The organism is Erythrobacter litoralis, from assembly GCF_001719165.1.
Lineage (GTDB): Bacteria > Pseudomonadota > Alphaproteobacteria > Sphingomonadales > Sphingomonadaceae > Erythrobacter > Erythrobacter litoralis.
Window position 1 is genome coordinate 1,292,574 of the sequence record NZ_CP017057.1, and the last position, 13,616, is coordinate 1,306,189.

The following is a 13,616-nucleotide window of genomic DNA, read 5'->3' on the forward strand; positions in this document are numbered from 1 at the left end:
AACCGTCAAAAGCCCCGGATCGGCGGAAATCTTTGATAACAGTTCGCAGTTGCAATAAGCTGGCTTACGGCGCGGCGATCCGTTGCTCGGGCACGGCGGAGCGGGCTGTGCGAAGGCAGAATGGATGGCCGCTCAGGCCTGCGCCCGCAGCGTCGCTTCGCCCAGTTCGCCCTCGCGCTCCTGCGCGATCAGCAGGGCGGCGAGGTAATCGGGAACGGCGCGGCTGAAATAGAAACCCTGTCCCAGGGTGCACCCCGCCTCGCGCACCGTCTGCACCTGTTCGACCGTCTCGAGCCCCTCGGCGACGATCTCGATGTCGAGCGTCGATCCCATTTCGGCGACCGCGCGGATGATCGCATCGCTCTTGCGCCCGACATGCGCGCCCGAGACGAAGCTGCGGTCGACCTTGATCTTCTTCAACGGGAAGGTGTTGATGTGGCCGAGCGAGGAATAACCCGTCCCGAAATCGTCCAGTGCGAAGGTGACGCCGATCGCGGCGAGTTCCTCGATGAAGGCGGCGGTGGCGTGATTGTCCTCGATGAACAGGCTCTCGGTCACTTCGAGCTCCAGCCGCGAGGGGTCGAGCCCCGCCTCGCGCAGAGCGTTGCGGATGCCCAGAGCGGCGCCCGGCGCGCGGATCTGCAGGGGCGATAGATTGACCGCGACATTGACATCCTCGGGCCAGGTCGCCGCCGTGCGTGCGGCCTGCGCGGTGATCCAGTTGCCGAGCGTGACGATCACGCCGGTTTCCTCGGCCACGGGGATGAACTCGTCGGGTTTGAGCTCGCCCTTTTCCGGGTGGAACCAGCGCACCAGCGCCTCGAACGTGCGGATGCGGCCCGTCTCGAGGTCGACGATCGGCTGGAAGAAGATCGACAGCTCCTCGCGCTGGATCGCGGCGCGCAATTCGTCCTCGATCTCGCGCCGGCGGATGAGGTCGCGGGTCATCGCGCGGTCGAAGAAACGCGTCTGCGAGCGTCCGCCGACCTTGGCATGGTAAAGCGCAAGATCCGCGCTCTGCATCAGCGTGTCGGCATCGGCCCCGTCATCGGGCAGCAGCGCGACGCCGAGCGAGGCGCGCACTTCCAGCCGGTCGCCGTCAACCCGCACCGGGCGCATGATCTCGGCATGGATCTCGCTCGCGATGCGTTCGGAATGCTTGCGGTCGTCGACGGCGGCGAAGACCACGAATTCGTCACCGCCGAAACGCGCCACCGTCGCCCCCGGCGGCGAGACTTCGCGCAGCCGCCGCGCGACTTCGGTCAGGACGCGGTCGCCGACCGGGTGGCCGAGCAGGTCGTTCACTTCCTTGAAACGGTCGAGATCGATCCAGATCAGCGCAAGCCGCGCCTCCTCTTCCAGCGACATCATCGTCTCGACCATCGCATGGTTCAGCCCCGCCCGGTTGGCGAGCCCGGTGACGACATCGGTCCGGGCGAGAAGCTGCATCTTGTCGGCGAGCTGCGCGCTGGTTTCGGCAGAGGCGATCGAATCCTCGAGCACCTTGAAGATGTTGAGCACGATCGACATCATCGCCGGGATCAGCAGCGCGATCGTTACCGCAAGGGTTGCAAGCGCCAGCGAACCCTCGACCACGCAGGCCGCCATGATCGGCAGCAGCGACAGCGTGAGCTGGCCGATCGCGATGCTGGGCCGGCCCGCATTGCGCGCCGAAACGCCGACCCCGTAGCACAGCGTGTTCGCCACCATCAGCACCTGGACCTCGCCCGGCGCGCCGAACCAGATCGTCATCGCCCCCACCGCGCCGATCGCGATCGCGTAGCTGAAGGCGCCGATTTCGTAGACCATCTCGAGCTTGGCGGTGCTCGTCCGGCCGCTGTCGGGCGACAGGGTTATCGCGGTCACGACTCTCAGAAGCGCGATGATGATGAGCACCGTCGCCCCGACATAGAGCTGCGGGATGCCGGAGACGAAAGCCGACACGCCGGTTGCGGCGATCCCCGTCAGCGCACCGATCGCGAGGCTGGCCGGCTGGGTGTAGAGCGTCTTGACCAGCATCCTGCGCGCACGTGCGGACACGCGGTCCGCACGCGGACGCGGCGCCAGCAGGCGCAGCTTCGCAAAGGGTCCGCTCGCTCCCATATCCTTCCCCGGCTAGCGCAAACTGGTCAAAGCCCGGTTAACGGATCACTTACCGTTTTCCCGCCCTGAAATCCGGCGCTTACGATGGGGAGCGCGCACAGGCGGGAGCATCGCGCCGAAGGGCGCGCTGTGAGTGCGGCAGGATCCGTCGGACCTGCGGGTCAGGTGGCGGGACGCTCTGCCCCGGCGGCGACCTGTGCGGCGAGGCGGCGGTCGAGCGTGCGGGTGATTTCGAGCCAGTGGTCATAGGCCTGCCGGTCGCCTGCGAAGAACGCCGCTTCGGCCCTGACCCGCGCGGTGCGGGCGGCACCGAGGCCATGTTCGGCGAAATGCTTAAGGGCGGCGCGCAGGATCTCTTCGCTCGGCGCGCGATTGCGTGCCGACCCTCGCGCGTGCCCGTTCGTGCCCATGAGGTTGTCGTTGGCAGCCCGTGCCCTTGCGCGCCGGGCCAGCCCGCGTGCGATCGGCGCGGCGGCGGGGGCATGGGCGGTTCCGGAGGCAGCCGCGAAATGGATCGTCATGGGAGCGCGTGTTCCCGGGTCTTGGCCCCTTGCGGCGCGCCGGGGCCTGTTCGGGGAAGGGGACCCCCGGGCAAGGCTCGCTGGCGGCGCCTGATTACGGGGCGCAGGCGTTTAGTCTGTGGGGGGCAATTACGTGCATCGGCGCTAAGGCTTGGTGTGGAGTCAGGGTTTCGGGCCCGTTAACCCTCTTCTTCCGGCAGCCAGGGGGCTTGGCGATGGCGCGGCGGCGGAGCCATGCTCAGTCGGCGGGTGGCTTGCGCGGGATCTCGGCTGGAGGCGCAGGCGCAATCGGGGCTGGCCGCTCGCCCGCGGGGGCGCGCGCTCCGGGGACGGTCTTCCAGCGCCCCGCGGTGCGGTATTCACTGCGCACGCTGCCGCTTCCCGCCGCCGGTTCGGCGGGGCTGCGCGCGGCGGGCGGAGCGGTCAATGCAGCCGCCTCCCGCATCGCAGAAGGGGCGACAGCGGCGTCGGGAGCGCTTGCGAGAGTGGCCTCGGGCGCAGCGGCCTGCGTCATCTCCCGCCGCCCGCTCGCCCGTACCGGCGCCGGCGGCTCGAAGCCCGCATAGGCTGCATCGAAAGCGGCGAGCATCCCGGCTTTCCCGCGCGCGCGATAGAAACGATGCGCGCCGATCGTGCCGACATGATCGAGCGATCCGGCCCAGCGCGGGGCGACCCAGTGGGTGTGGTAATGCGTCGCAAGGCCGATCGGGGCATAGACCTCCCCCGTGAGCGCGGCGCGCGCGATCCGGTGCGCGCGCGCCCAGGGCGCGCCGCCGGGCGTGCGCGCGCGGCTGCCGTCGCAGGTGAAGGTGAACTGGCACCCGGTCGCGCGTTCGGACCCCTGGAACACCACCGCGCACACGCTGTTCGGCCAGGCCGGATGGCGCACCCGGTTGAGCACGACCTGCGCCACCGCGCGCTGGCCCGCTTCGCTTTCGCTCGCGGCCTCGTGATAGACCGCCTCGGCGAGGCATTGCTCGGCCCGCGTCGCCATGCCCCCCGCGAAGAAGGGCGCGGCGGCGGGGCCGGGATCGAGCGCTCCGCCGGCTGCCGAAGGCTCGTCGCCGGAGAGCGGATCGGCCCCCGGCAGGGCGATCAGAGCGCTGCGCGCAGGCGGATCGGCGAGAAAGTAGAAGGCCGAGCCGGGAAAACTCATGCCCGGCCGTTCAAAGGGCATGGGCGACTTTTCGGCCTGCGCCTGTTTTATGCTTTCAAGGTTGCGGTCGGCCCCCGCATCGCCCGGGATGCGGCCGAAATCGCCCGGCGCGGCCATTGCCGGGACCGCGAGCGCGAGCACGAGCACGGCCAGACGCTTGCGCAGCGGATGGGCCGCAGCCTCGTCGCGGCGGAGCCTCGAGCCGAAAAGCGCGAAGCGGCGCAGCGCCGCCTGCGGACGCGCGGGACGTTTGGGACGTGTGGGCTCTTCGCAAGCGCGATGAAGGACAAGGGCGCGGGACACGATTGCCGGGCTAGCGTCCTACCCGGCCTCCCGCGAGCGCGGCGAAGGCCGCGTCCCGAAAGCGAACAGGCTGATCGGCCGGATTAAACCTGCAACGGACGGGTTTTTTCACGAGCGGTGCTTGCCGATGCGCGACCCGGCGCGGACCGTCGGCGCGCATTGTGTCGCGCGTATCATGGTGCCGATCTGGTCGGGGATATGGATCGGGGGAGAAGAAACCGGGCCGGACCGGCGGCATACCGCCCCCAATGCAAAGCGGACTCGCCACCGACCGTCCCGGCCCTTTCCGAGCAAGTTGTCGCTCTGGCCCGGACAGGTGCGACCCGAAAGGCTCTTGCGAGGACTTGCAAAGAGAGCCCGACAATAACGCTCTGAAAAAGCGTCGGCACTTCAGATTTTCTGTAGGTCGCCTCTGGCTGTTTCGCGCACGATCAGGCGGTGCGCGGATCGCCGTAATCGGCCTCGAGAAAGATTCGCGTGCGCCGTTGGGAACGGTGGATCAACCCGCGCGCGACGCGCCCGGCGGCGGCGGTGTAGTCGAGTTCGTCGGCTATCCCGGCGTAATCGCCTGCACGGATCGCGGCGTTGAGGCGCGGACTTTCTTCCGGCGAGACATTGCCGATCCCGACATTGAAGACGAGATCGACCAGCGCGTCGAATTCGTGCTGGTTGACCGGCAGCCCGTCGAGCAGTTCGCGAACCCCGTCCTCGGCCTTGGCGAGGTCGGCATCGAGCAGTTCCATCGCCCGGACATGGCCGATCCGCTGGCCGACCCTGAGATTGTCCTGCGGAAGGACGAGGTGGCCGACGCCGACCGTGGGAAAGCCGGCCACGTCGCGATAGACGCGGTAGCGCACGCCTTCCTCCTCGACCAGCGCCTCCACCATCGCCTCGCTTGCCGAAAGCTTCGCCGCATCGCGCCGGATCGCGGGGTCGAAGACCGCCGCCTGTTCGATGTCGGGAGTGGCCTGTCCGGGCTGGATCGCGAGATCGGACGCGCCCGCCAGCGCGACCGCCGAAACGCTCAGCAGCGCGGCTGCGCCCTTGCGGCGGGAAAGCCGCAGGCGTTTCGCCCGGCCCCGCCGGCGGCTCCAGCGTTCGCGTAGCGAGCCGAGAAAACGGCGGCGGCGAAGCGCTGCGGGTCGTTGCGCGGCGGGCGGGGTCGGCACGCGCGTTTGTGGGAGGGCGGGCGGCGCGGACCGGGCAATGTGTCGATGGTCGTGTGCGGGAGCGATGGCGGGGGTGGTGCCGGTGATGGGGTTCCTCGTTTCGTTCGTAATTCCAGTGCCTTGCGGTATTTCACTGAATCAACGGACGAGATGAGGGGAAATGTCCACGCTTCACCGGGGCTGAGGCACGGGGCGGGGCGTCATGGGCTGCATCCCGCCAGCGCGGCCCGCCCAGCGCGGCCCACATCGTCGCATTGCGGCTAGATCAGGTGATCGCAGTGCCCCAGCTCCTTGAGCGCGGTCATTTTCGCCGAAGTGACATGCTTGAGCAGTCTGACGGGAAAGTTGCAGGCGATGATGCCCGCCTTTTCGATCTGGCCCGTATCGGGGACGATCGAGCGGTAGGAGACCACAAGAGCGGCGCGCACGGTCGTGCCCGGAATGCCCAGAGAGGTCCAGATGCTCGAATTGTTGAGCAGGGTGCCCCCGGCCTTGTCGACCGACAGGCGCAGGATCCGGGCCTCGTTGCCCCTGTCGCCGAGAGCGCCGGCGACCCGGTCCGCCGCTTCGATCGGACTGAGAGCGCCATCGCTCGCCGGCTTCCTGAAACTGGCCGCAGCGGCCTTGATCTTCGCGAGATCCGCGGTGAATTCGGCGAATTGCTCCTTGGGAAGCACCTCCTTGCAACCGGCTGCCTCCAGCGCCGCGATCTCGTTTTCGACGGCGGCCAGCTTGCTTGCGAGCGCAGATGGCTGCGGCGAGTTGGCGATTTCCGTCCAGACCCTGAGATCGGCCGGTTCGCTCGTCCTCGCGGCTGCCGCCCGCTTGGTGAGCGCGGTGACCAGCAGCGACGTGTCGATATCCACCGCAATCGGGCTGATGTCGGTGCTTACTCTGACCGCGCCGAAAATGTCCGCCGCGGTCAATTCGGTGGCCGCCGCCTTCGCCCCGTTTTCCTCGAGGTTCATTTCGCCCAGTTCCATCAGCCCTTTGGCGTTGCCCGAAACTCCGTCCCGACATGCCCGCACGTTCTCATCGCTGCGCGCAAAGGTGAGAGCCGCGTCCAGCAGCCTGCCCAGCCGTGCTTCCACGCGCGAATGGACCGAAAGGTCGACCTTGTCCTTTTCGGCAACGACCATGTAGCGCCTGCCGTCCGTGAAGTGGCCGAGCATCTCGCCGGCCGCGCGATCGAGCAGGATCGTCGTCAGGAGATAGGCCTCCGAGGATCCGGCCCCTTCGTTCACCGACGTCGTTCCCGAGGCAGCGGAGAGGCCGAGATAGGCGAGCAGGGCAGTGGTTTCCGCATCGCTCGACGAATCGCCCTCTTCCTGCGCGGCGACGGGCTGCCCGAGCGCAAGAGCGAGCGCTCCGGCCAGCATGTGAAAGGCCCTGCGTTTCATCTGTCCCCCTTTTTCGAAACCCGCGTCACGATAGAGCCGAGGGCGCAGCAGACAACTTGGTTATTCCTAAAGGGTCCGGTCGGACAGGCCCGTCATCGACGCCCCGGCGCGCGAAACCAAAGCGGGCTCCGACGGTTGTAATCGCCAGATGAAACGGCATTTGGGATGCGACCGCGAGTGCCATCCCTTCACCCCCTTTACACCCACGAACATTTCCGGAACAAAGCCCGCCCATGAGCCTTACCAAGACCCATAAGCATCGGCCCGCCACATGCTGACCAAGATCAGCGTCCGCGGCGCGCGCGAACACAATCTCAAGGGCATCGACATCGACCTGCCGCGCGACGCGCTGATCGTCGTCACCGGCCTGTCGGGAAGCGGCAAGTCGTCGCTGGCCTTCGACACCATCTATGCCGAAGGCCAGCGCCGCTATGTCGAGAGCCTGTCGGCCTATGCGCGCCAGTTCCTCGAGATGATGCAGAAGCCCGATGTCGAGCATATCGACGGGCTAAGCCCTGCCATCAGCATCGAGCAGAAGACGACTTCGAAGAATCCGCGTTCGACCGTCGCGACGGTGACCGAGATCTACGATTACATGCGCCTGTTATGGGCGCGGGTCGGAACTCCCTATTCGCCCGCGACCGGAAAGCCGATCGAGGCGCAGACCGTATCGAACATGGTCGACCGCGTGATGGCGCTTCCGGAGGGGACGAGGGCATACCTGCTCGCCCCCGTCGTGCGCGGGCGCAAGGGCGAATATCGCCGCGAGCTCGCCGAATGGCAGAAGGCGGGCTTTACCCGCGTGCGGATCGACGGGGAGCTTTATCCGATCGAGGAGGCGCCCGCCCTCGACAAGAAATTTAAGCACGACATCGAGGTCGTGGTGGACCGTCTCGCGGTGAAGGAGGGGCTGGAAACACGCCTCGCCGACAGTTTCGAGACCGCGCTGAAGCTCGCCGAGGGGCTGGCCTATGTCGATCTCGCCGACGGCGTCGTGCCGGGACGCGAAGGCGAGGGCGAGGATGCGGGCGGCGCTATGAAAGGCGCCGGGATCCCCGCCAACCGCATCGTCTTTTCCGAGAAATTCGCCTGTCCGGTCTCCGGCTTCACCATCGAGGAGGTCGAGCCGCGCCTGTTCTCCTTCAACTCGCCGCAGGGCGCGTGCCCGGCCTGCGACGGGATCGGGGAAAAGCAGCTGTTCGACGAACAGCTCGTCGTGCCGAACGAGGCCCTGACCCTCAAACAGGGCGCGATCGTGCCCTGGGCGAAATCGAACCCGCCTTCGCCCTATTACATGCAGGTTCTCGCGAGCCTCGCGAAGGCCTATGATTTCGACCTGACGACCCCGTGGAAGGACCTCGAGCCTGATCAGCGCATGATCATCCTGCACGGCACGGGCGGCATGCCGGTCCCGCTCACCTTCAAGGACGGGCGCAAGCAATACACCGTGACCAAGCCGTTCGAGGGCGTGATCGGCAATCTCAACCGCCGGATGCGCCAGACTGAAAGCGCGTGGATGCAGGAGGAGCTGTCGAAATTCCAGACCGCGCAGCCGTGCGAGGCGTGCGGGGGCAAGCGGCTCAATGAAAAGGCGCTCGCGGTGAAGATTCCCGGACCCACCGGCCCGATCGACATTGCCGAACCCGTCCGCATGAGCGTGGCCGAGGCCAAGGCGTGGTTCGAGCAGGCGGACGATCACCTGACCGAGCAGCAGTCCCAGATCGCCCGCCCGATCCTGAAGGAGATCAACGAACGGCTCGGTTTTCTTGACAACGTGGGCCTCGACTACCTCAATCTCGACCGCACATCCGGCACGCTGTCGGGCGGGGAATCGCAGCGCATCCGCCTTGCCAGCCAGATCGGCAGCGGGCTTTCGGGCGTGCTCTACGTCCTCGACGAGCCTTCGATCGGCCTGCACCAGCGCGACAATGACCGGCTCTTGGAAACGCTCAAACGCCTGCGCGATCTCGGCAATACGGTGATCGTGGTCGAACACGACGAGGACGCGATCCGCAGCGCCGACCACATCGTCGATCTCGGCCCCGGCGCGGGCGTGCATGGCGGCGAAGTTGTGGCGCAGGGCACCCTCAAACAGGTGCTCAAGGCCAAGGGCTCGCTCACCGCCGATTACCTGACGGGCCGCCGCGCGATCGAGGTGCCCGAACAGCGCCGCAAGGGCAACGGGCTCAAGCTGACGGTGAAGGGCGCGCAGGCCAACAACCTGCGCAACGTCACCGCCTCGATCCCGCTCGGCACCTTCACCTGCATCACCGGCGTGTCGGGTTCGGGCAAGTCCTCGTTCACCATCGACACGCTCTATGCCGGCGCCGCCCGCGTGCTCAACGGCGCGCGCATGATCGCGGGCAAGCACGACGGGATCGAGGGCCTCGAAAACTGCGACAAGGTCATCGAGATCGACCAGTCCCCGATCGGCCGCACCCCGCGCTCCAACCCCGCGACCTACACCGGCGCCTTCACCCAGATCCGCGACTGGTTCGCCGGCCTCCCCGAAAGCCAGGCGCGCGGGTACAAGCCCGGCCGCTTCTCCTTCAACGTCAAGGGCGGGCGCTGCGAGGCGTGCACCGGCGACGGCCTCATCAAGATCGAGATGCACTTCCTCCCCGACGTCTACGTCACCTGCGAGGAATGCGGGGGCAAACGCTACAACCGCGAAACGCTGGAGGTGAAGTTCAAGGGCCTCAGCATCGCCGACGTGCTCGACATGACGATCGAGGATGCGGAGGAATTCTTCAAGGCGGTGCCGTCGATCCGCGACAAGATGCGGATGCTGAACGAGGTGGGCCTCGGCTATGTCAAGGTCGGCCAGCAGGCGACGACGCTGTCAGGGGGCGAGGCGCAGCGGGTCAAGCTCGCCAAGGAACTGGCGCGGCGTTCGACCGGGCAGACGCTCTACATCCTCGACGAGCCGACGACGGGCCTGCATTTCGAGGATGTGCGCAAGCTCCTCGAAGTGCTGCACCGGCTGGTGGAGCAGGGCAATTCGGTCATCGTGATCGAGCACAATCTCGACGTGATAAAGACCGCGGACTGGATCGTGGACCTCGGCCCGGAGGGCGGGGTGCGCGGCGGCGAGATCGTCGCGGAGGGCACGCCGGAGGAGGTGGTGCGCGAGCCGCGGAGCTTTACCGGCCATTACCTGAAGCCGTTGTTGCGGGCGAAGAGGGAGGCGGCGGAGTAGGGTGCGCCCGTCATTGCGAGCCGCGAAGCGGCGCGGCAATCCAATGTGTGTGTGTGTGTGTGTGTGTGTGTGTGTGTGTGGCAGGAGGCTCTGGGCTGCCGCGTCGAGGATCACCCCCACCCCGGAACAACCCGCTCCCCCACGCGCTAACGTCATGCACAAAAAACAAGCGCAGGAGCATCCCATGACCCGCACTCGCACCAGCCTCCCCAGAACCGCCGCTTTCGCCGCCATCGGCGCGCTCGCGCTGTCGGCCTGCTCGACCTATGGCGAGGGCCGTCAGGGGCTTGGCTATGGCACGCGGCTAGCCGCCAATCTCTCGGGGCCGGCCGAGGTCGGGCCGGGCGATGCCGACGGGACGGGCGTGTTCGAGGCCTCGCTCGATCCGGGCGGAGAGCTTTGCTACGAACTCGACGTCGACGCCGTCGCCGCCCCCACCGGCTCGCATATCCATCGCGGCCCCGCGGGCGAGAACGGGCCGGTCGCCGTTCCTCTCACCGCTCCTGCCGGCGGCGAGCCTTCGGCAGGCTGCACCGCGATCGACGGCGAACTGGCGCGCGAAATCCTCGAGGATCCGGACGGCTTCTACGTCAATGTCCACAACGAGCAGTTCCCGGGCGGCGCGGTGCGCGGGCAGATCATGGCTGCCGGGACGTAACAGGCCCGCAAGTGGCCCCGCGCCATAGCGGCGGGCTGCGCCGGCGAGGTTCCTTCATCCACGGCCGGGACGAAGCCGGGCTCCCTATTCGAGCAGTTCGAGCTCCACCGGGCCATGCCCGCGCTGGATAAGGCCGAGCTCCTTCGCGGCCGCGCGGCTCACGTCGATCACCCGCCCGCGCGCGAAGGGGCCGCGATCGTTGATCCGCACGGTGACGCTGCGCCCGTTGGCCGGATTGGTGACCCGCACCAGGCTGCCGAAGGGCAGGGTGCGATGCGCAGCGGTGAGCGCGTTCATGTCGAACCGCTCGCCATTCGCCGTGCGCCGACCGTGGAAACGCCGCCCGTAATACGAAGCGCTGCCGGTGCCCAGACTGCGGAAGGCGGGGGTTTCGACTTCCGGTTCAATGATGGTGAGGTCGACCGCGCTCTGCGGCACGGCAAGATCCGGGCGAGGGGCCTCGGCCAGCGGCTCAAAGGCGGCGGCAAAGGAGGCGGGGCGCGCCTCGTCCGCGCTCGCTGGGGTTGCGGCCGGTGGCATGGCATCCCCGGACGGCGCGGCGAGCGTTTCGCGAATGGCTGGATTGGCGGACTTGGCAGGGGCTGCGGCGGCGTTCGCAGTCTCACCGGTATCCTCGGCAAGGTTTTCCTGCGCCTGAACGGGCAATGCCGAAAGCCCGGCAAGTCCGATGGCAAGCGGCAGCGCGGCGGCCATGCGGAGCGTGCGGAACGCAATGCGCGGGTTGCGCGGATCGTGACGGGGGCCCTCTCCCATGAGACGAAGGCCTAGCGCGGCTTGGGTGGGAGAGGCAATCGGGGCAGCCTACCCATGTCGCGCGAAAGGGGCCGTTTGCCGTATTTCCGGCCGCCTGTGCCCGCGCTGCAACGCCGCGTGGGGGCGCGCCGGGATGTTCGGCGATCGCAGCCGGACGGGCGGTGGAAAGAGGGCGAGGGGTAGAGTGGGGTAAAGCAAATGGGGCCGGCATTGCTGCCGACCCCACTCTCACCGGCGCGTGGACGCTGCCTTCCTGTTCGGGTCTTCCGGCGAACCGTCATTCCCGCACTTTCCGACCAGCGCACTTGGCGCCCGATGTCTGGGCCTCCGGTGGCCTCGCCCGAAGGCGCGGCCTGCCCGAAGGCTTCCTCACCGGCGCTCGCGCCGGCATCCGGCCTGGTGGCCTTTCCGATCTGGCTCCGCAACGAACCGCAAGGGTCCTTCGCCAAGCCGACCGGCTGCTTGCCGGGCCGAGACCGTGATCCCGTGTGGCTGGCAAGGGGCGGGTGCAGTTCCAAGGCCGAAGCCTCTTTCCTGCTGCCCTTGCCGGCCGGTATCGCGGCCTTCACGCTGACGTCGCTTCGCACCATCTTCAAACAAGCCGGCTTGCATTCGGCGTGAACCTCCTGCATCCCGTCTCTCAGACAGCGCGTGGACAGTCGCCAGCGCAGTCCTTGGTCTGGAAAACCTCGAAACTTCAAGGCCTTGCGGCCCCGACTTTTCGCGATTTCCCGTTCCGAAGACGAGTTGAGATTGCGCCCGGACCGCCCTGTTCGCAAGCTGCGCAACCCCGACTTATCCACTTTTCCCCGACTCATCTGTGGAGAAGGGTGGACAACTCAACCGTTCGTCGCATTGGACATCCCTGCGCGGAAACCGATCCCAGTTCGCCCCTCGATGAGGGTAACGAACGCAAAGATGGGGTTTCCGGATCTTGCGCTTCAACCGGTGCGATTCGCTGCGACTCGCCGCTTCAGCGGTCGCGCTGGGCGAGCAGCCGCAGCCGCAGCGCGTTCAGCTTGATGAAGCCTTCCGCGTCGTGCTGGTCATAGGCCCCGGCATCGTCTTCGAACGTCACATGCGCTTCGGAATAGAGCGAATGGGGCGATTTGCGCCCGACGACGCTGGCGAGGCCCTTGTAGAGCTTGAGCCGCACCGTGCCGGTGACCTTTTCCTGGGAAAGGTCGATCGCGGCCTGCAGCATCTCGCGCTCGGGGGCGAACCAGAAGCCGTTATAGATGAGCTCGGCATATTTCGGCATCAGCTCGTCCTTGAGATGGGCCGCGCCGCGATCGAGCGTGATCTGTTCGATGCCGCGATGCGCGCGGGCATAGATCTCGCCGCCGGGCGTTTCGTACATGCCGCGCGACTTCATGCCGACGAAGCGGTTTTCGACGAGGTCGAGCCGGCCGATGCCATGCCTGCGCCCGAGGTCGTTCAGGGCCGCGAGCAGGGCCGCGGGGCTCATCGACTCGCCGTTCAGCGACACGCCGTCGCCCTTCTCGAAACCGATCTCGATATATTCGGGGATGTCGGGCGCGTCCTCCGGGTGGTCGGTGCGCGAATAGACATAGTCCGGCGTCTCCTGCCACGGATCCTCGAGCACCTTGCCTTCCGAAGAGGTGTGCAGCAGGTTCGCGTCGGTCGAAAACGGGCTTTCGCCGCGCTTGTCGGTCGGAACCTTGATCTGGTGCGCTTCGGCCCAGGCGATGAGGGCGGTTCGGCTAGTGAGGTCCCATTCGCGCCAAGGGGCGATGACCTTGATACTGGGGTCGAGCGCATAGGCCGACAGTTCGAAGCGGACCTGGTCGTTACCCTTGCCGGTCGCGCCGTGCGCGATCGCGTCCGCGCCGGCTTCGTGCGCGATCTCGACAAGACGCTTGGAGATGAGCGGGCGGGCGATCGAGGTCCCGAGCAGGTAATCGCCTTCGTAGCGGGCATTGGCGCGCATCATCGGGAAGACGAAATCGCGCACGAATTCCTCGCGCAGGTCCTCGATATAGATGTGTTCGTCCGGTATCCCCATCGCGCGCGCCTTGTCGCGCGCGGGCTCGATTTCCTCGCCCTGTCCGAGATCGGCGGTGAAGGTAACCACTTCGAGCCCGCGTTCGACCGCGAGCCATTTGGCGATGACGGAAGTGTCGAGGCCGCCCGAATAGGCAAGGACGACGCGCTTGATGTCGCTCATGGGTTTGGTCCCGGATGCGTGGCGGGCCGGTGGGGCCGCGCACAAGGTGGAGCGCCCGTATCAAGCCGCCGCGCGATAGGCAATCGCCAGCAGGGCGCAGTCGGCGCAGGGGGGACGGCCGCTCCGGATCGCGGCGATCAAATGT

At 67.2% G+C, this 13,616-nt stretch carries 10 protein-coding genes; 3 read left to right on the forward strand and 7 right to left on the reverse strand.

Going from position 1 to position 13,616, the window contains the following annotated elements:
- Positions 1-132: 132 nt before the first annotated feature.
- The 5 genes from Ga0102493_RS06130 to Ga0102493_RS06150 all read right to left on the reverse strand — a co-directional run bounded on the left by Ga0102493_RS06130 (position 133) and on the right by Ga0102493_RS06150 (position 6,652).
- Positions 133-2,103 carry a putative bifunctional diguanylate cyclase/phosphodiesterase gene (locus tag Ga0102493_RS06130; protein WP_069297475.1) on the reverse strand — a complete coding sequence of 657 codons (1,971 nt, stop codon included), beginning with the start codon at positions 2,101-2,103 and terminating at the stop codon, positions 133-135.
- 161 nt (positions 2,104-2,264) lie between these two features.
- Entirely contained in the window at positions 2,265-2,624 is a 360-nt protein-coding gene (locus Ga0102493_RS06135; protein WP_034904959.1) for a hypothetical protein, read from the reverse strand.
- 238 nt (positions 2,625-2,862) lie between these two features.
- Positions 2,863-3,927 carry a cell wall hydrolase gene (locus tag Ga0102493_RS06140; protein ID WP_236922309.1) on the reverse strand — a complete coding sequence of 355 codons (1,065 nt, stop codon included), beginning with the start codon at positions 3,925-3,927 and terminating at the stop codon, positions 2,863-2,865.
- A gap of 587 nt (positions 3,928-4,514) precedes the next feature.
- Positions 4,515-5,252 carry a lysozyme gene (locus Ga0102493_RS16365; RefSeq protein WP_034904958.1) on the reverse strand — a complete coding sequence of 246 codons (738 nt, stop codon included), beginning with the start codon at positions 5,250-5,252 and terminating at the stop codon, positions 4,515-4,517.
- 260 nt (positions 5,253-5,512) lie between these two features.
- Positions 5,513-6,652 (reverse strand): hypothetical protein, encoded by a 1,140-nt coding sequence (locus Ga0102493_RS06150; RefSeq protein ID WP_150132433.1) that lies wholly within the window; start codon positions 6,650-6,652, stop codon positions 5,513-5,515.
- 271 nt (positions 6,653-6,923) lie between these two features.
- Here Ga0102493_RS06150 and uvrA point away from each other — a divergent pair, with 271 nt between their 5' ends.
- Positions 6,924-9,851 (forward strand): excinuclease ABC subunit UvrA, encoded by a 2,928-nt coding sequence (gene uvrA, locus Ga0102493_RS06155; protein WP_034904955.1) that lies wholly within the window; start codon positions 6,924-6,926, stop codon positions 9,849-9,851.
- Positions 9,852-10,035: 184 nt separating this feature from the next.
- On the forward strand, positions 10,036-10,509 hold the full coding sequence (locus tag Ga0102493_RS06160) for a CHRD domain-containing protein (RefSeq protein WP_034904953.1): 474 nt from the start codon (positions 10,036-10,038) through the stop codon (positions 10,507-10,509).
- A gap of 84 nt (positions 10,510-10,593) precedes the next feature.
- Here Ga0102493_RS06160 and Ga0102493_RS06165 read toward each other — a convergent pair whose 3' ends face one another.
- On the reverse strand, positions 10,594-11,283 hold the full coding sequence (locus tag Ga0102493_RS06165; protein ID WP_034904952.1) for a septal ring lytic transglycosylase RlpA family protein: 690 nt from the start codon (positions 11,281-11,283) through the stop codon (positions 10,594-10,596).
- 330 nt (positions 11,284-11,613) lie between these two features.
- Between Ga0102493_RS06165 and Ga0102493_RS06170 the strand changes: the two genes are divergently transcribed.
- Positions 11,614-11,904: a hypothetical protein gene (locus Ga0102493_RS06170; RefSeq protein ID WP_069297476.1), complete on the forward strand. Its 291-nt coding sequence runs from the start codon at positions 11,614-11,616 to the stop codon at positions 11,902-11,904.
- A gap of 352 nt (positions 11,905-12,256) precedes the next feature.
- On the opposite strand, the gene Ga0102493_RS06175 is transcribed toward Ga0102493_RS06170, so the two are convergent.
- Positions 12,257-13,471, reverse strand: coding sequence for an argininosuccinate synthase (locus Ga0102493_RS06175; protein WP_034904950.1), 1,215 nt, complete (start codon positions 13,469-13,471; stop codon positions 12,257-12,259).
- Positions 13,472-13,616: the final 145 nt, after the last annotated feature.